Below are 19143 nucleotides of genomic sequence, written 5' to 3'. Positions count from 1 at the left end.
TCAGGCTCTTATCAGATTGACAGAGGGTATTATGACAAAGGAACTAATCATTGAAGGTGCACATCGGCTTTTCCTGCAATACGGAGTTAAAAGTGTGACAATGAGTGATATTGCCAGCAAGCTAGGTTTATCAAAAAAAACATTGTATACCTACTTTGATAACAAAGATAGCCTCCTTAATGCTTGTATGGAGACATGGATTGTTTCTCTCGAAGAAAAAATTCAGCTTCTCAAAAAGACATCAGAAGATCCGCTTATTGTTGTGTTCCGGATATTGACAGTTGTACTGGCTGCTCTGGCAGAGTACAAAAGTCCCTATCTCTTCGATGTGCGAAAAATTCCAAGTGCCAAAGAAAGACAAGAGAAGTACAGAACTTATTTCTGGATGCAACATGTCATGCCACTGTTACAGGATGCCCAACAGCATAAAATTCTATCCAACTCTGTTGATCTGAGTTTTCTGTGCTCTGTATATCAGACAGTCATAGAGAAATTTATTGCTGAAAATGCACAGATTCATGCTCGTTGGGATTTACTCGAACAATACCAGACAGTTCTGTTGCTAAGCCTTAATGGTTTTCTTACTGTGCCCAGATCAGGACAATGGATTCGCGAGCTGGACATTCTGCCTGAATCCTAACAGTCAATACTGACTTTCTCAAGGATAAAACTAATTCGAATGAAACGATAGAAAATAAAACCGTTGTAATTACCGGGGCCCATACAGAATCATAGCAAATGGCTGATAGGATAGCTTTCTGCCTTTATTGCACCTAACTATAGATGTACTTCTGAGAGCAAAGTATATAAAATAGAAATAAAAAATAGCATGACTTCATTCAGGAGTCATGCTATTTTTTTACAAGTAATCTCCCGTTTTATTTAGATACTGTCTTGTTCGTTTTTGAATTGGGAATGTCCGTAAATGAACAATTTATTTTCCGATAGTTTGCTAAAATCTGCTTTTAACGCCCTTCTAACCAAATAATTTGTTTTGGCAGAGGATTTGTACGAGAAAATGTAAAGTAATAGAGATTCAGGACTACACTAATCAGCCTTCATACGTCACTTACATTTATAGGTATGAATTCTTTCAATAACCCTTTACCCGAAACACCCAAGCCGCCACAATGGATCAAACAACTCTTAGGTTGGTTCCATCCTGACGAAACACTGGAAGAAGTAGAAGGTGATCTGGATGAATTATATAAGTATTGGTATACTCGCTCTGGGAAGTTCTCAGCCAATGTGCATTATTTTATAGATGTAGTTTCTGTATTGCCTCCATTCGTTCGCCGACGTTCAACTAAACATGCCTATTCTACACCTTTACTATCTCAGACTATGTTAAGAAATTATTTTAAAATTGCATTTCGGAATTTGACCCGTAACAGGGGATATTCCTTTATCAATATTTTTGGATTGGCTACAGGGATGGCTGTGGCTATGCTTATCGGACTATGGGTTTATGATGAACTGACTTACAATACATACTACCAGAATCATAAACGCATTGCGAAGGTGATGCAAAGCTTTACATTTAATGGAGAGTCTGGCGCAGGTGAATATATGCCGGCTCCATTGATTGAAGAACTTCGTACAGTGTATAAAGATGACTTTACCTATGTAGTCCCTTCCTCATGGACAGGAGAACATATTCTGGCTTACAAAGACAATAAGTTTACGAAGACAGGGAATTACATAGGCCCACAAGCTCCAGAGATGCTGAGTCTGAAAATGCTCTCAGGAACTCATGCAGGGTTAAAAGATCCCTCTTCCATTCTTCTTTCAGAATCGGTTGCAAAAGTATTATTTGGGGAGGAAGATCCAATGGGTAAAATTGTAAAACTTGACAATCGCCTCAATGTAAAAGTTACAGGAGTCTATGAGGATATGCCTTTCAATACAGAGTTTAAAGACATTACCTTTATGGCTCCCTGGGATTTATATGTTTCTACACAGGGTTGGGTAAAACGAGCTATAGATAACGCTGAATGGGACAATAACTCCTGGCAATTGCTTGCACAGGTAGCTCCCAATGCAGATCTTGAGAAAGTATCTGCAAAAATTAAAGATGTTAAAGTTAAGCACAGACCTGAATTAGCTACTTTTAAAATACAAGTCTTTTTACATCCTATGAGTGACTGGCATCTGTATTCAGAATGGGATAAAAAAACAGGTAAGCAGGGTGGACGGATTCAGTTTGTATGGCTTTTCAGTATCATAGGCATATTTGTATTGTTGCTGGCATGTATCAACTTTATGAATCTGGCTACGGCCCGTTCTGAAAAAAGAGCCAAAGAAGTGGGTATTCGAAAATCCATAGGTTCTATGCGATCACAATTGATTGGGCAGTTTTTTGGTGAATCTCTATTGGTAACACTGGTTGCTTTTGCCATATGTGTTCTATTGGTTGCTCTTGCCTTACCTACATTCAATACTATTGCAGACAAACAGATTACGATGCCCTGGTTCAATCCTGTATTCTGGTTAGCAGGTATTGCATTCAGCGTATTTACCGGATTGATAGCAGGAAGCTATCCTGCCTTGTATCTTTCTTCTTTTGATCCTGTAAGTGTATTGAAAGGAACCTTTCGGGCAGGAAAGCTAGCCAGTATGCCGAGAAAAGTACTGGTGGTTGTGCAGTTTACAGTTTCTATTACCTTGATTATCGGAACGCTTATTGTGTTTCTGCAAATTCAATATGCCAAAAACCGACCTGTCGGATATGATCGGAGTGGACTGATTACTGTTACCATGAACACTCCAGAGTTGTACAATAACTATAATGCATTACGGGATGAATTACTAAAAACCGGAGCTGTGATTGACATGTCAACTTCTTCGGCTCCTGCCACTGATCTGAATTCCCAGAATGGGGGATTTGAATGGGAAGGCAAAGACCCGAATTTTAGGGAAGCTTTGGGAACTATTGGTGTCTCTCATGATTTTGGAAAAACAGTAGGTTGGCAGTTTGTAGCAGGGCGGGATTTCTCAAGACAATTTGCCAGTGACTCATCTGGTATGGTCCTCAATGAGACCGCCATCCGGTATATGGGATTAAAAGACCCAGTTGGAAAAACAATCAAATGGAGAGATAGGCCTTTTATTGTGGTTGGAGTGATCAAAGATATGGTGATGGAATCTCCTTTTTCTCCTATTTCTCCCACTAGTTTTATGCTTAATTACGGATGGGCAAATGTGATTAATATAAAGCTGAATCCCACATACAGTGCCAGAGAATCATTAGCTAAAATAGAAACAGTATTTCACAAGTTTAATCCAGGTAGTCCTTTTGATTTTAAATTTACGGATCAACAATATGCACTGAAGTTTGCAGCAGAAGAGCGAATTGGTACACTGGCATCTATTTTTGCTGGCTTGGCCATATTCATTTCTTGCTTGGGATTATTTGGAATGGCCTCATTTGTAGCCGAGCAACGTACCAAAGAAATAGGCATTCGGAAAGTATTGGGTGCTTCTGTTTTAAATCTATGGAAACTGCTTTCCCAGGATTTTGTAGTATTGGTATTGATTGCCTTCTGTATCGCAACACCTATCGCCTGGTATTTCCTTACTAACTGGCTGACAAAGTATGAATATCGGATCGAAATCTCTTGGTGGGTATTTGCCATAACAGGTCTAGGAGCTTTGCTTATTACTTTGCTTACTGTAAGTTTTCAAAGTATTAAAGCCGCTTTGACTAATCCTGTAAAGAGTTTGAGAACAGAATAAACTTTTAGACAATAGCATTGAAAGCTATGTATAGGCAGGCTGGAAAATATCCAGCCTGTTTTATTGTGTCCCCTCTAACTGAGACATCGATTTTATCTGACTGGATTTTTTCAGACTACAATAAATGCAAGGTGAAAACGCAAAATGGTTATTCAGGAAATTTTTAAAAACAATCTTATTCTCTGGATGAAGGACTATAAGCTGAGGATTAGAAAAAAATATTGAAAAATATTTTATTGACATTCAATGTGTTGTGGTGTTTTTGTGAAAAAAACTCAATTTTTTTTGAGTCAGGTATTGCATTGTGAATTACGACCGCTATATTTGCAGTCCCAATCGCAACAAGCGGGAGTAGCTCAGCTGGTAGAGCGCGACCTTGCCAAGGTCGAGGTCGCGGGTTCGAACCCCGTCTCCCGCTCACTGAATGTCGAGTCCCGGATCTTTTTCGGGACTTTTTCTTTCAGCAGTTATGCCTATGCATAATTGAAGCCGGGGTGGTGGAACTGGTAGACACGCAGGACTTAAAATCCTGTGAACGTAAAAGTTCGTACGGGTTCGATTCCCGTCCCCGGTACAACATAATGTATAATTAGTTGTGGAAACCCCTCTATTCACTGAATAGAGGGGTTTTTTATTTCTCTTGTACCCTTCTATCCCATACTCCGGAGGATTTTGTCCCTTATTTGTCTCCTAAATTTCGTTTCATTGATCACGATTATAAAGAAAAACGAAATCTGTATATTAATCGAGATGTGTAAGTGTAAAGATAAATTTGCTTTTAGGTGCAAAATGAATCTCTACTGTTTGACCAACACGGATTTGTTGCCACTTATCAAAGGATGCATCAAATTCTGTTTGTAGTATAGTGAAATAATAGGAGCTATTGTATCCGAATGAATCTTCTCTTTTACTGGTTATTGGCCCTTTGTAAACAACTTTTTGATTACTTCTCAGGTCTTTGTTAATAGTTATTCTGCGTTTAAGGATACTATATGAGAATGCAGAAAAGAAGATAAGATCTATGAGAATTGAAAAAATCCTGGCGATAATATGGTCTATATAGAAACCAAACCAGATAAAGGAACCTAAGAAAATTAAAAGGAAGATGTAAAAGAAAAGAGGTATTTTTCTGCTCTCTTTTAATCTTTCTATTTCATTCTCATTCAAAGGCTGGTGATATTTTTCCAGATTAATTTGATAGTCCGATTCACTCATAAATATTATTTCTAAAGACAAAGGTATCAGAACCAGACAGCCGCTTTGTGTAGATTAGACCATCTGATTTCCAGCACAATAATAGTGATGATATAAATGGATACAATGATAAATAGGATAGTTATACTCTAGCCCTTATTTCTTTAGAAGTTTCTGTAAGGAATAATAGGTTTCTGATTGCCTTACACTCCAGTAGCTAAAAATGAGCATATTTCTGTTATAAGTTCAGTTTCATTTACTGCTCTGCCTTCTTTTATAATTTGAGATTTAGGAGTGTTTGTATTAATTAGTAACTCCAAATCAAAATCATATCGCATGTCATCATCATTGAGGTAGTTATATGTGGAAATATAGATAAGGCGATTTTCTTTTCTCAAACCTATTGCGCAAAGATCTGCTTCCCAATAGTCAACTATTTTTAAAGAGTTGGCTTTAAGGTGGGAATCTAATTTTTTCATCAACTCAAGTATACTTTTATCCTTTTTCATGTTTCGAAAATTTTCGTTCATCTAGTAAAGTATGCTCATTCAAATGCAAGCAAAGTTTATCTACTCTACCTGGAAATAGATAAAAAAGAGTAGACTTGCATTTAACCATACAATTTTGATACATTTTGACATGGAAGCAAGAAACTCATTGGCCTATTATGTTCTGGACGTATTCACAACAGAGAGTTATAAAGGAAATCCTTTGTCTGTTGTATTTACAGATGGTAATTTAATCCATTCCCAATATGAAAATATCTCACGGGAATTTGGCTACTCCGAAACTTCATTCGTGTACTATTCTATAGTGCAAAAGATGCTTCAGGTTCGTTCGTTTACTCCAATTGGAGTAGAAGTAGGAGGGGCCGGACATAACTTATTGGGAGCTGTCAGTGGGGCTTTGTTAAAAGGACTCATTAGTGAACATACACTCTCGTTAACGGTTCTGATGGAGAACACACCTATTGCGATCACTGTAGATAATCTGACCCAAGGATTACCTGTTGTGAAAATGAGGCAAAAACCTGTACAGATTGGACAGGAGCTAGCTTTTGATCTTCTTGCGAAAGCGTTGGGGTTAAGTGAGAAAGATCTTGTTGTTCGTCAACTTATCCCAACCATAGCACAAACAGAAGTTGCACATGCGATGATACCTGTTTCAAGTATTAATCTGCTAAATAGTATTAAACCAAATGCCAATGCATTGATTGAACTCTCAAAACAATTTGATTTTGAAGGATTCTATTGTTTTGCTTTTCCTGAGTCAACAGAAAGTTATATTGTACAGTCCCGTTTCTTTAATCCATTGATTGGGATTGATGAAGATGCTGCAACAGGCACTGCTGCCGGGCCATTAGCTGGTTTCCTGTGTAATAACAAAGTCATCCAGCAAGATCAGGAATCTCAGATTTTACAGGGAGTAAAGTTAAATCAACCTTCTTTAATCAATGTCGTTGTAAAAGAGGATGGAATTTATGTGGGTGGATCTTCTGTGGTTACTATGCAGGGAGTAGTCTATTTGTAATATATGTGGCAGCTTTAGTCACTCTTTATAGTTGAAATGTTTTTATAGTACAAAAATAGAATGGAAAGAAAATCAGGCATAACGCTGGAAGAGTATAACCCTGCATGGCACATAACATTTGAACAACTCAAGTCTGTTTACCAGGAATGTCTGCAGGATTTAGTAGTATCTATTGAGCATGTTGGCAGTACTTCTGTAGTAGGATTAGCGGCAAAACCGATTATTGATATTGACTTGGTTGTTGAGAGCAAAGAGACAATGAACAAGGTTATTGAAAAACTGATTCACTTAGGATATCGGCATCAGGGAGACCTTGGCATTACAGGACGAGAATCTTTCAAAAGATTATCTGACACTATCCCACTAGTAGCAGATAGACGGACATGGCCATCACACCATCTATATGCTTGCCTGCAAGGTAACACCGGTTTGCGTAATCACTTGCAATTCAGAGATTATCTAAGGCAGCATCCTGAAAAGATCTCTGAGTATGCCAAATTAAAAAGAGAACTGGCAACTCTATATCCTTTTGACATGGATCAATATGTAGCTGGAAAAACAGGCTTTATTACAGAAATCCTAAAGCAAACAGGTATTACCCAAACCGAGATAGACCAGATTGTAGAGCAGAATAAAGTAAAATAAAGTTTGCCTTGACATAATAATCGATAATTTCAGTAAGTTGCCTTCCTATTACCGATATATGAAATCCAAAATATCCAAAGGCAAAGTTCAACTAGTAGTGCTATTTGCGGCAGATATACTTCTCTCATTTGAAATTATTCTGGCCTCTTACTTTCAGGATGGACATCCAAATTTAATTTCAAAAATAATTCGGACAGCAGTTGCTATTTTTATGATGGTACTGACGTATGAAGGATTTCGGTTTGCAAAATGGATCTTGACAGGAATGTATCTTTTTGGAGCTGCCTTCTTATATAATTCTCAGTTTGCCAATCTTGATTTATCTCATAAAGTTTTCTCTATGACTTTCTTTTTTATTGCCTTTTACTATTTTTCTGCTTTTTACCTGCAGTTCTCTTCTAGTATAAGTGAGTTCCTGTATGATCAGAGTCAAAAAAGAAAAGGCTCTTGATCACAAAAGTTAGTACATAGAAAATCTGAGGTAAACTTGTATATATCTATTTCTATGTGATTTATAACATAATTTAATGTTGTACAACAATCTTAAATATACGCTTACTTTTAGGAGCAAAATGTATTTCTACCATTTGGTCTGTCTGAATGTCATTCCAATCTTCAAGAGAGAGGGTAAACTCGGTTCTAAGTATTGTAAAATGATAGGTAGTATTCTCGCCAGATGAATCTTCTCTTTTACCTTCAATTTTTCCTGTATATACAATCTTATATCCATTTCTGATGTCTTGTCTGTAATCTTTACTCTTTTTGGCTATATAATAGATACAAGTGCCGAACGCCAAAAGACCTCCTACTCCTGCTATAAATTGATCTAACAACTCTTCTATAGTTATAATTAGAAGAACAGCAAGACCAGCAAATAATATAATACAGATGATAATGAAAATATAAAGCTCTAGCTTGTATTTTAAGACGTTGTGTTCTTCCTGTTCTAAAGGTTGGTAATAATTTTCTACTATAATAGGATCAATCATATAGGAGAGTTCTATGTTATCACAAAATAAAAATATGTGTCACAGGAAAATGGTAGCTAGCTATTGTAATGCATTTTCCAGATGCAGTAACTTAAAGGCTGCTTCCTTGTATCGTTCCATATGTTCCTGATATAGATCAGGGTCTTCAATCATACTGAGGAAATAATATGCACCATCTGAAATCACAAAGATCAGATCAGCCGTTTGAGCGGGGTTTTCACAGACAATTAATTGTTGGTCTACACAAGCCTGAATAAGGTTTTCCAGCCATTGGCGTAGTAACAAATGTAATTCCTGAAATTGTTGTTTGATGAGTTTGTTGCGGAATATAAGAGCAAAGCAATTATAGAAAATACTGTCGTCAATGTAGTTGTTCCATTTTCGGGAGAATATATTGTTCAACACATCAATCAATCTGTTTAGGCTATCTACATGTTCCGGTTCAGCCAGATAAATATTCTGATACCCCGCAATGATGAAATCAATCAACCCCAGTAGTAATTCTTCCTTCGTCGAAAAATAGTGAACTACCAGACTTGGATGCATGTCCAGTTCTTTGGCGATTTTTCCGAAAGAGATATTTTCTATTCCTTCTCTTTTGGCTATTTCATAAAATGCCTCAATGATTTTTTTCTGCTGATCTTCTTTTAAGCTTTTTCTTCCCATTGATCGGTAGTGTTTTCGAATAGATAGAGGTAGATGAACATAAGTTTCCCAAATAGTCTGTGTTATTTCCAACGCTGTTACTACCCAAAGGTAGCTACAAATCATAATACAGCCAATCACTCTATGTCTCTAAAGCTGCTGTAAATAACAGATAAAATTAATTTAACAAAGGGCAAAAGCTCCTGTTTTGACGTCTGACTTTTATAAAGTTTTGGAAATATCTGACCAAATGTAAACTTATAAATAAGCAGTTTTTTGATGATAGGTAGCATAAACGTGATTATATGTGAATATACACTGTTTTCTGTCTTTGTTATGTGGGTAATGGTTTGCTTAACTAAAGCATAAAAATAAATTGACTGAATGTTCAGTTTATTAATGGATAGGTAATCAACAGGTAATATTGGCGAACTACTTTTGCGCAAACCCAAAAACAAACATGAAAACACTTTACCTATCTTTATTGACATTTTTGTTGTGTCATGTCCTGATGGCGCAACAGAAGATTTCAGGAACAGTCAAAGACGACCAGGGAGAGGCTCTGATTGGAGTTTCTATTCAGGTAAAAGGAACCACTACCGGAACCCAGACTGATGCAAATGGGCATTATAGTATAAATATTCCCGGAGCAGAATCCGTATTGGTATTTTCCTACATTGGGTTTGTGAAGCAGGAAATCGCAGTAGGGAACCGCAAGTCCATTGATGTACTATTGAAAAATGACGCTTCTGAATTGTCAGAAATTGTTGTAGTTGGATATGGAACACAGAAGAAAGTAAACCTTTCTGGTGCAGTTGATCAAGTTAGTGCCAAAGCACTAGCGAGTCGCCCTATCTCAAATACAGCTCAGGGACTTCAGGGAATGGTGCCCAACCTGAACATTGACTTTGGTTCCGGTGCTCCAGGAGCGGCGGCTAATATCAATATCCGTGGTATTACATCTATCAATGGTGGTAATCCATTAATTTTGATTGATGCTGTTCCATCCGATGCAGTTGAACTAAACCGTTTGGCTCCACAGGATGTAGAGTCTATCTCTGTTATCAAAGACGCTTCAGCCGCAGCTATTTATGGGGCACGTGCTGCATTTGGGGTAATTCTGATTAAAACCAAAAGTGGTAGCCAGGAAGGCGTTAGCGTGAGTTATTCAAATAACTTGTCTTTTAACAAACCGACTGTATTACCCAACAAGATTACAGACCCTTATATCTACTCACGTTTACTGGAGTTGTCAACTAACAATACTCCCTGGGACAACGTAAACTACAGTGATCAGTTCTATCAATATGCCAAAGAACGTTCTGATGATCCTTCGATTCCAGGAGTACGCATCAATCCAAGCGATAACAAGCTGTGGGAATACATGGGTAACCGTGACTGGACCAGATATTTCTTAAGTGATTATACCTTTTCTCAGGATCATGCTGTATCTATCAGTGGTCGTTCCAGTAAAACACAATACTACATTTCTGGAAACTACAACCGTCAGAATGGTATTCTGAAAATTGCGGAAGATTATTTTGATCGTTATAGCTTGAGAAGCAAAGTAAATCATCAGATTACCTCATGGATTTCATTTGGAAATAACACCTATCTGACCTTTACCAAACGGCAAACCCCTTCCAATTACTCTATCTCCAGTATTTACAACTTGTTTCCTACTGATTATGACATTAACCCGGATGGAACCTGGGCAAATACATCGGTTGGTAGAACCGGAGCTCAGCTGACAGAGGGAGGAAAATCTTCTGGTAAGTATTTTAGCTTGCAGACACAATTCAATGGGGAAGTCTCTCTGATTAAAGACGTACTGAAGTTCAATGCGGACTTTACCTATAGAAGAGGGGCAAGAGATTCAAGTTATTATCAAACCCCTTACAAGATTGGCTATGGACCTAATGATGTTCGTCAGGAAGGAAATAGCTATGCCGGAAAATACAGCCAGTTTGATAATTACACAGTCCTGAACACCTATGCCACATTCACACAGAAATGGAGTAGACACGAGTTTACAGCGTTGGGTGGATTTAACCAGGAATATTTTCGGACAGAAGGTAACGAAACCAGACGAACCAATCTAATCTCTCCATCCTATCCGACCATAGGGCTGGCAACAGGTGAACTTACAGCGGGGCAGAGTATCAGTGACTGGGCTATTCGGGGATGGTTTTATCGTCTGAATTATATTTTTAATGATAAATACATCGTCGAGTTTAATGGCCGTTACGATGGTAGTTCCCGATTTCCATCCAACAAACGGTATGGATTCTTCCCTTCAGCCTCTGCTGCATGGCGTGTAGATCAGGAAGCATTTATGCAAGGATTACAACCTGTATTAAGTAACTTCAAGTTACGTGCTTCATATGGATCATTGGGTAACCAGTCTGTATCTAATTATGGATACATTTCTACACTGAATTCCTCATTGTCTAACTATCTGATTGGAGGAACGCTGCCTTTGCAAGTATCAACTCCTGGATTGGTAAGTCCTGACTATACATGGGAAAAAGTTACTACTCTTAACTTTGGAACAGACATTAGTTTGTTTAACAACAAGATCAATGTAGCGTTTGACATCTATCAGCGTAATACCCGTGGTATGCTTACACTGGGACGTGATTTGCCAGATGTACTAGGAGCTGCTGAGCCTAAAGAAAACGCAGCCGATCTGAGAAACCGTGGCTGGGAATTGTCTGTCAACTATCAGAACAGTTTCAAAACTGCTAAAGACCCAGTTACTTTCAGTGCAACATTCATCTTATCGGATAGCCGTTCGGTAATTACCAAGTTTGACAATCCGAACGAGAATTTCTCTCAATATCGTAAAGGGATGGCACTGGGTGAGATTTGGGGATTGAAAAGTGATGGATTGTTTAAAACCCAGGAAGAAATTGACGCATTAAATGAATCCTCAATTATTCCATGGGATGCATTGGCTATTGTACCAGGCTGGCCTAAGTACAAAGATCTGGATGGGAACAATGCTATTGAAACAGGTTTGACTGCCAAAGATCCTAAAGATCTGTCAATTATTGGTAATACTTCTCCACGTTACCGTTTTGGTATAGATCTGAATGCCAGCTGGAAAGGGTTTGATGTTCGTGCCTTTTTCCAGGGAGTAGGTAAACGGGATTATTATCCGCTTGATTATTTATACTGGGGCTTTTACCAACAACCTTATGCTGGTGGGTATGAACACTTGCTCGATTTCTACAGACCAAACAATGATAGTGAAGTTGACATGAGCAAACACTCTCAGTCATATATCAATGCAGGCCTTGCTAACCAGAACCTGGATGCTAAATACCCAATCCTGCAAGCATGGCTGGCGGATGTTAATCTGGGAACTACACCTGGTAATGCCAAAGGACTTGCAATCCCACAAACAGGTTATATGCTGAATGGAGCTTATCTGCGATTTAAAAACCTGACGGTTGGATATACACTTCCTTCTGTCCTTACAAAAAAATGGCATCTGGCTAATGTACGTTTCTATGTGAGTGGAGAAAACCTCTATGAGTGGTCTGCGCTGAAGAAATTCTATGATCCGGAGGCAATCAATGCCAATGCCGGTATTGATCCTTCCAGCAATACGAATCGGAATGGCAACGGATATGCATATCCTTGGCAAAGAAGATACTCCTTCGGCTTGAATGTGACTTTCTAACTAAATCAAACCATGAAACGAATACATACATATATAGTAGGGATGGGTTTAGCAGCACTTAGCTTCTCTGCCTGTAACAATGATTTTCTGGACCGTCAACCCTCAACTTCCATTGGTAGTGATAATTTCTTCAATGGAGAGCAGGATCTTAAGTTGTATATCAATAACATGTACAATTTTCCTGGTTGGGGCATCTATAATGATGACCAATCCACTGACAATGCAGCTACAACAGGAGCAACTGAGATTAAACTGGTGATGGGTGGTAACCCTACTGCATCTGCATTTCCAAATGGCTGGAATTGGGAACAGCTTCGAAGTGTAAACTATTTTCTGGCAAATTTTAGAAAAGCCCCCTTGTCAGAGGATGTCCTGAATCATTATGAAGGATTAGCTCGCTTTTTCAGAGCTCAATTTTATGTAAATAAAGTAAAGCGGTATTCTGACGTTCCCTGGTATGATCAGGTGATCAACACCAATGATACCGAACTACTGATGAAGGAACGAGACCCTCGTTCTCTGGTCGTAGAGAAGATTATGGAAGACTATGCATTTGCTGCAGAACATGTAAATGAAACTTCAGAGTCAGGTGCTGTTAATCGCTGGATTGTGAAAGCCTATCAGGCAAAGTTTGCCTTGTATGAAGGTACATACCGAAGATACCATTCCGAGTTAGCCCTAGAAAGCACTGCATCACAGTTCCTGCAACTGGCAGCCGATGTATCTAAAAATATTATGGATGGAGGTAAGTTTAGACTCTACACAACCGGAAGCCCGACACAGGATTACATGAATCTGTTTGTTCAGCAAAACCTGAATGGCAATCCTGAAGTACTACTGGCTACCTATAGTGAGAATGGCATCCGTAATAGTGGCTGGAATGAGACTGTATTTGGAAATTATGAAGTGTCTCCTACCAAAGATCTGTTACAGGATTATCTCATGGCAGATGGATCGTATTATACTAACCAGCCAGGATATACTACATTTCCGTTTGTCAAAGAATTTGAAAATCGTGACCCACGGTTAAGTCAGACGTATGCGTATCCTGGTTTTAACCTCTTAAACGTAGATACCTACTCGCAGGGAGGTGGTTTGTATGTACAGCAACTGGCTAAAAACTTCACAGGATATCATCAGATCAAAGGATTTGTGAATGATCCAAGTACTGTGGTACAAAACAATCTGGATATTCCGGTATTGCGTTATGCTGAAATACTATTAACCTATGCAGAAGCAAAAGCTGAACTAGGTACCCTGACACAGGGTGATCTGGATCAAAGTATCAATCTGCTACGCAACCGTGTAGGTATGCCTCAACTTTCCCTTACTCCGGCTGTTGATCCGGTACAGGATGCAAAGTATCCGAACACAAGTACAGCACAGCGACCTGTTTTGTTGGAAATCCGTAGAGAACGTCGTATCGAAATGGCACTGGAAGGTTATCGTTACGATGATTTGATGCGTTGGAATGCAGGAAAACTTCTGGAAAAAGAACAGGAAGGAATCTATTTTTCTGGCCTGGGCAAACACGACCTCACAGGCGATGGTGTTCCGGATATTATTTTGCTGAACAACAATGAATCAATTCCTGCTGTAAAAGAAAAGAATACATTAGGGAAAGATTTCATCTATTACCGGACTGGATCTATCGGACAGGATGCTGGGGTCTTCCTAAAGAATGGTACGTCCGGAACTGTTCAAACTTCCACCGATAATGGTACATTTCAGGAGCCAAAGTCTTACTATCGTCCGGTTCCCCAGAATCAGGTATTGCTTAATCCTAATCTGAAGCAGATCTTTGGCTGGTAAACGAGATTATACACTAGAAAACAAACCTAATGAAAATGAGTAAGAAATATATCGCTATTGTTATGCTGGTCTTTATGGCCAATATAGCAATGGCGCAGAAGAAAAAGGCTGTATTTGTAATAATTGACGGTGTTTCCCGTGACATCCTGGATAAGGTGCCAACGCCTTATCTGCATGAGATTGCCAAAGAAGGAGGCTTGATCAATGCCAACCAAGGTGGTGAACTGAATAGTTACACGCAAACGCCTACTATCTCTGCACCCGGATACACCAATGTGTTAACCGGAGTGTGGTTCAACAAACACAATGTACCTGACAATGACATCAAGGCTCCTAACTATCACTATCCAACCATTTTCCGTTTATTTGAAAATCAGTATCCTGATAAACAAACCGCTGTGTTTTCAAGCTGGGAAGATAACCGGACCAAACTGATAGGAGAGGGATTACCTCAGACCAATGGTATCAAGCTAGACTATCACTTTGACGGTCTGGAGCTGGATACGGTAAAGTACCCACATGATAAACAGCGAAAGTTTATGTCTGATATTGATCAGGCTGTTACCGATGAGGCTGCCCGTTATATCAAAGAGAAAGGCCCCGATTTGTCATGGGTATATCTGGAGTTTACGGATGACATGGGACATATGTATGGTGACAGTGAAAAATACAATGATGCCGTAAAAGCTGCTGATAAACGCATTGGCCAACTCTGGGATGCTATCAAACTCAGACAAAAGGAGAATAAAGAAGAATGGGTAATCATTGTGACTACCGATCATGGACGTGACGCCAAAACCGGAAGAAACCACGGCGGTCAATCTGAACGGGAACGTGCTTCCTGGATTGTAACCAATGCAAAGCCATTGAACACCTATGCAAAAGGATCACCTGTAAGTGTAGTGGATATTCTTCCCACTCTTGCCCGTTTTCTGGATGTATCCTTGTCTGCTGACGAACTTCGTGAACTGGATGGTGTACCTCTGGTAGGTAAAGTATCGCTGGTTCAGCCTAAAGCCATTAAAACTGCTAAAGCGCTGGACGTAAGTTGGAAACCTATAGATACGGAAGGAAAAGTGAAAGTATGGATTACTACCAGCAATGGCTATAAAGAAACCGGAAAGTTTGACACCTATACACTCTTAGGTGAAGTACCAGTAAAAGATGGAAAATTTGCAGTAGATTTGAGCAATGTACCTGCTTCAGACTTTTACAAGGTAGTGCTGGAAGGCAAGTACAACACAGTAAATCGCTGGATCACTAAATAAGGAATTACAATTATTCTATGTACCAGACCAACCTCAAACTTATCTTTGATATACTCGGTTGGTTTGGTGCATTACTTTTTCTGATCTCCTATTTTTTACTCATTAGTAAGAGATGGACCTCTACTTCTTATCCTTTTCATCTCTGCAATATTCTGGGTGGTATTTTGGTTGGCGTAAGCGCTATCTATGACATCTCATATCCTTCTGCATTTATTAACATCACCTGGACCCTGATCGCTTTGTATGGTTTATATCAGGATCAGATCAAAAACAGTAGCAGTCGTTTCTGGAAATAAAATAAATTCTGCTATTCTTACAGTTGCTGCTCTATTACTTGTTTAAATAGCTGAATTTGATCTGTTTATGTTTAATTCATATAGGAATCTGATGTTTTCTTCCTCCCATTTTGGGAAATAGTCACTTTCCTCTTCTCGTCAAAGCTGTATCTATCCTGCTTCAGAAAAATTTACAAATGCTTGTGTATATGCAAAGCTCTCCCTTACTTTGCTCTGTTTATAATTAATCTAAATAATAATAAGCCTCTAACTTTTCTAGTACATGAGCAAAACAAACCACTACCCATTTTATTGTAAAGTAATAGCCAGTCTTTTAATTGTAATTCTGACAAGCATTATCACCCTTCAGGCTCAGACTGGAAAGGGTACTATTACAGGTACTATTCGATCTGGTAAAGGAGAGCCTTTATCTGGTATTAATGTCGGATTGGAAGGAACTGCACTTGGTGAAGCTACTGATACACAAGGCAAGTTCACAATCCGGAATGTTGAAGAAGGCAGTTATACTCTTGTTGCTTCTGGTGTTGGCTACACGGCCAGTAAACAAAATGTAACAGTGCAGGCTGGCAAAACAACCCGGTTAAGCTTACAGATTGATGAAAGCACTCATCAGTTAAATGAGATTGTCGTTACTGAAACCAATGCCTTTGCGAGAAAAGAGACAGAATATGTAGCTCGGATGCCTTTAAAGAATATGGAGAATCCTCAGGTATATACTGTAGTAACCAAAGACATTATGAAAGAACAGGTAGTTACTGAACGAACTGACATTTACCTGAATGTTCCCGGTGCAGTTCCTAACTTCCTGGCTGGTGGTTCTCAAGGCATGAGTATGAGAGGCTTCGCCTCTACTGTTGGTATGCGTAATGGTATGGTAACCAGTGCCGTTGTTCCTCTCAACCCCATTATTCTTCAACGTCTGGAAGTTCTCAAAGGACCAACAGGAACATTATTTGGCGGAAATCGCAATGTAACCTTTGGAGGTGTCTACAATTATGTTACTAAACAACCTTTTGAAGAGTTTGCAGGTGAGGTAAGCTATACAACAGGTAGCTTTAACCTTTCCCGTATAACAGCAGACGTTAATACTCCTCTTACCAAAGACAAAGCAGTTCTGTTTCGTTTAAATGCTGGCTGGCAATCAGAAGGATCTTTTCAGGATCAGGGGTATTCTAAAAACTATACGTTTGCTCCCAGCTTTTCATACCAGGCCAGCAAGCGGTTAAAGTTTCTGGTAGATATGGATTTTACAAGAGGAACATTTACCACCACTGCTATTTCTATTGGATCTTTGAGCAGAGTTACTGCCAGAAGCTTTAAAGACCTGCCTCTTCAATATGACCGGTCTTATATTAACGATGGCATTGATATCAACAATGGAATCAATAATATCCAGGCTCGTATAGAGTATAAGATAAGTGACCAATGGACATCCCAGACCAATTATCTGTATTCAGAAGGCTTCTATAAGAATTTCCTGTGGACTACATTAAGCATGCAGACTGACTCTACGTTTCTGCGTACAGTACGAAACCAAAAACCGGAAACGTTTGGGAATACACAGTTTCAGCAAAACTTCATAGGAGATTTTATGATAGGATCTTTCCGGAACCGGATTGTAGCTGGGTTTGATTATAACAACAACTACAATAAGTTAAACCGGGTAACCCTAACCTATGACACAGTAAATGTGAACCGACCATTACCTAATATCAATGCTGATAAACTGGATGAATTGGCTTATAAGAGAGGATTTACTAGTACGGCTACTCAGACAAACAGCTATGGTTTATATGCATCCGATGTATTTTCAATTTCTTCCCGACTTATGATCATGCTAAGTTTACGGGTAGACAGATTTTCCACAGATGGGACGTATACAGTCGCAACCGATCAACGCAGTGGAGCCTACAAACAAACGTCCTTATCTCCTAAGCTGGGTATTGTTTACCAGCCAGTAAAAGATCGGGTTGCTGTATTTGCAAACTATATGAATGGATTTAACAATCTCGCTCCTGTTTTACAACCCGACTCTACCTTACTAATTCTCAAGCCTCAGTATGGAAATCAGTTTGAAGGAGGGGTAAAGCTGGATATGGTACAGAACAGACTGAATGCAACAATTAGTTACTATAACATCAGCGTAACAAACTCCACCCGTACCGGAGATGTCAATGGCAGAACGTTTATGTATCAGGATGGCACACAAAGAAGCAAAGGAGTGGAAGTAGAAGTGATTGCCAATCCGGTGAATGGCCTGAACATTATTGCCGGATATGCCTATAATGAAAATGAATATACCAAGTCGGTTGCTTCTCTGGAAGGAAAGTCATTAGTAGCAAGTCCTAAACATGTTGGTAACATATGGGCAAGCTACCATATGACAAAAGGCGCTGTGCAAGGACTAGGATTAGGTATTGGGGCTAACTATGTAAGTGATGCCTGGCTGGAAGCTACCAATACATTTAAACTTCCTGGCTATACACTTGTTAATGCAACGCTTTTTTATGACCAACCCAGATATCGTCTGGCTATCAAAGCAAACAACCTACTGGATCAACAATACTGGAACTCAAACGGTACACCTCAGAAACCGTTTAATATTCTGGCGAATGTTGCCTTCCGATTCTGATTATACCTCTGTAGTCAGTAGCCTTTAAAAAGCCGTGTTGGTCTTATAACCAACACGGCTTTTTATTTTGATGTTTTCTGCCATTCATCTAGTGTATACTTATCCTTTACACAACTCAATAGCTCTGTTGTATAATCTTTCATAGGCTTCTGACAATATAATACTGCATTGGCTGGAACAAGAACAATTAGTTGATGATGGCTGATTAGAAAGCAAGCTTCTTCTTCAATTAGCTGATTAAGGATATGACGAAAGAACTTCTCATAAAATCTTATAGAATCAGATCGTTGTGCTTCTAGTGTATGTACACAATGCTGAATATATTCCAGCTCTTCATGCATCATATCCCAAGCCTTTTTAGTAGGGCAAAAACCTGGATTCTCCAGTCGATTCATAATTTCCTCAAACTGACAGAGTAAGGTATCTAAAGGATAATTGTATTGATTGTATACTGCTGTCAACTTCTCATTAAAATAAGCAGGTCGGGGACAGTAATATTCAATCGTATCTGGCTCATAGGTCCCAATTTGCCCATAGATAGTTCCCTCTGTTACACAACTTATATACAACCATATGACAAAGAATAATCTGGTTAAAAATGAATTCATACTTGAAACAGCGCTTTTTCTAAAGGTAAAAAATGTCTGTTTGTATAATGGAAATTTAATATACTTTAACAAAAGTAGTTAGTCTGATTTCAATTCAAGTA

At 38.9% G+C, this 19143-nt stretch carries 15 protein-coding genes and 2 tRNA genes; 12 read left to right on the top strand and 5 right to left on the bottom strand.

The window, feature by feature from the left end; translation table 11 throughout:
• The first annotated feature begins 31 nt into the window (after positions 1 to 31).
• The 4 genes from QNI22_RS23490 to QNI22_RS23475 all read left to right on the top strand — a co-directional run bounded on the left by QNI22_RS23490 (position 32) and on the right by QNI22_RS23475 (position 4309).
• Entirely contained in the window at positions 32 to 640 is a 609-nt protein-coding gene (locus QNI22_RS23490) for a TetR/AcrR family transcriptional regulator (RefSeq protein ID WP_314514286.1), read from the top strand.
• A gap of 443 nt (positions 641 to 1083) precedes the next feature.
• Entirely contained in the window at positions 1084 to 3735 is a 2652-nt protein-coding gene (locus tag QNI22_RS23485; protein ID WP_314514285.1) for an ABC transporter permease, read from the top strand.
• 345 nt (positions 3736 to 4080) lie between these two features.
• Positions 4081 to 4153 (top strand) — tRNA-Gly (locus QNI22_RS23480).
• 70 nt (positions 4154 to 4223) lie between these two features.
• Positions 4224 to 4309 (top strand) — tRNA-Leu (locus QNI22_RS23475).
• 167 nt (positions 4310 to 4476) lie between these two features.
• Here the strand turns inward: QNI22_RS23475 and QNI22_RS23470 are convergent.
• Entirely contained in the window at positions 4477 to 4950 is a 474-nt protein-coding gene (locus QNI22_RS23470; RefSeq protein WP_314514284.1) for a hypothetical protein, read from the bottom strand.
• Between the two features lie 182 nt (positions 4951 to 5132).
• Positions 5133 to 5438: a hypothetical protein gene (locus QNI22_RS23465; protein WP_314514283.1), complete on the bottom strand. Its 306-nt coding sequence runs from the start codon at positions 5436 to 5438 to the stop codon at positions 5133 to 5135.
• Positions 5439 to 5568: 130 nt separating this feature from the next.
• Between QNI22_RS23465 and QNI22_RS23460 the strand changes: the two genes are divergently transcribed.
• Genes QNI22_RS23460 through QNI22_RS23450 form a run of 3 tightly spaced genes read left to right on the top strand, consistent with a single transcriptional unit; the run spans position 5569 to position 7555 of the window.
• Positions 5569 to 6459 carry a PhzF family phenazine biosynthesis protein gene (locus QNI22_RS23460; protein ID WP_314514282.1) on the top strand — a complete coding sequence of 297 codons (891 nt, stop codon included), beginning with the start codon at positions 5569 to 5571 and terminating at the stop codon, positions 6457 to 6459.
• A gap of 60 nt (positions 6460 to 6519) precedes the next feature.
• Entirely contained in the window at positions 6520 to 7104 is a 585-nt protein-coding gene (locus tag QNI22_RS23455) for a GrpB family protein (RefSeq protein WP_314514281.1), read from the top strand.
• A 58-nt stretch (positions 7105 to 7162) separates the two neighbouring features.
• The gene (locus tag QNI22_RS23450; protein WP_314514280.1) at positions 7163 to 7555 is read left to right on the top strand and encodes a hypothetical protein; all 393 of its coding nucleotides are present in this window, start codon (positions 7163 to 7165) and stop codon (positions 7553 to 7555) included.
• 73 nt (positions 7556 to 7628) lie between these two features.
• On the opposite strand, the gene QNI22_RS23445 is transcribed toward QNI22_RS23450, so the two are convergent.
• The gene (locus QNI22_RS23445) at positions 7629 to 8093 is read right to left on the bottom strand and encodes a hypothetical protein (RefSeq protein WP_314514279.1); all 465 of its coding nucleotides are present in this window, start codon (positions 8091 to 8093) and stop codon (positions 7629 to 7631) included.
• A 60-nt stretch (positions 8094 to 8153) separates the two neighbouring features.
• Complete coding sequence (locus QNI22_RS23440) at positions 8154 to 8759, bottom strand: TetR family transcriptional regulator (protein ID WP_313982624.1); 606 nt, start codon at positions 8757 to 8759, stop codon at positions 8154 to 8156.
• Between the two features lie 439 nt (positions 8760 to 9198).
• On the opposite strand from QNI22_RS23440, the gene QNI22_RS23435 reads away from it, so the two are divergent.
• From QNI22_RS23435 to QNI22_RS23415, 5 genes are all read left to right on the top strand, one after another.
• Complete coding sequence (locus QNI22_RS23435; protein ID WP_314514278.1) at positions 9199 to 12426, top strand: SusC/RagA family TonB-linked outer membrane protein; 3228 nt, start codon at positions 9199 to 9201, stop codon at positions 12424 to 12426.
• A gap of 12 nt (positions 12427 to 12438) precedes the next feature.
• Positions 12439 to 14238, top strand: coding sequence for a RagB/SusD family nutrient uptake outer membrane protein (locus tag QNI22_RS23430; RefSeq protein ID WP_314514277.1), 1800 nt, complete (start codon positions 12439 to 12441; stop codon positions 14236 to 14238).
• A 35-nt stretch (positions 14239 to 14273) separates the two neighbouring features.
• A complete protein-coding gene (locus QNI22_RS23425; protein ID WP_314514276.1) occupies positions 14274 to 15506 on the top strand; it encodes an alkaline phosphatase family protein in 1233 nt (410 codons plus the stop codon).
• Positions 15507 to 15523: 17 nt separating this feature from the next.
• Positions 15524 to 15802 carry a CBU_0592 family membrane protein gene (locus QNI22_RS23420; protein WP_314514275.1) on the top strand — a complete coding sequence of 93 codons (279 nt, stop codon included), beginning with the start codon at positions 15524 to 15526 and terminating at the stop codon, positions 15800 to 15802.
• 262 nt (positions 15803 to 16064) lie between these two features.
• Positions 16065 to 18434 carry a TonB-dependent siderophore receptor gene (locus QNI22_RS23415; protein ID WP_314514274.1) on the top strand — a complete coding sequence of 790 codons (2370 nt, stop codon included), beginning with the start codon at positions 16065 to 16067 and terminating at the stop codon, positions 18432 to 18434.
• A gap of 62 nt (positions 18435 to 18496) precedes the next feature.
• On the opposite strand, the gene QNI22_RS23410 is transcribed toward QNI22_RS23415, so the two are convergent.
• Complete coding sequence (locus tag QNI22_RS23410) at positions 18497 to 19042, bottom strand: hypothetical protein (RefSeq protein WP_314514273.1); 546 nt, start codon at positions 19040 to 19042, stop codon at positions 18497 to 18499.
• Between the last annotated feature and the right edge of the window lie 101 nt (positions 19043 to 19143).

The organism is Xanthocytophaga agilis (assembly GCF_030068605.1).
Lineage (GTDB): Bacteria > Bacteroidota > Bacteroidia > Cytophagales > 172606-1 > Xanthocytophaga > Xanthocytophaga agilis.
Note: the sequence above shows the minus strand (reverse complement) of the source record. Positions and strands in the feature narration are given on the sequence as shown.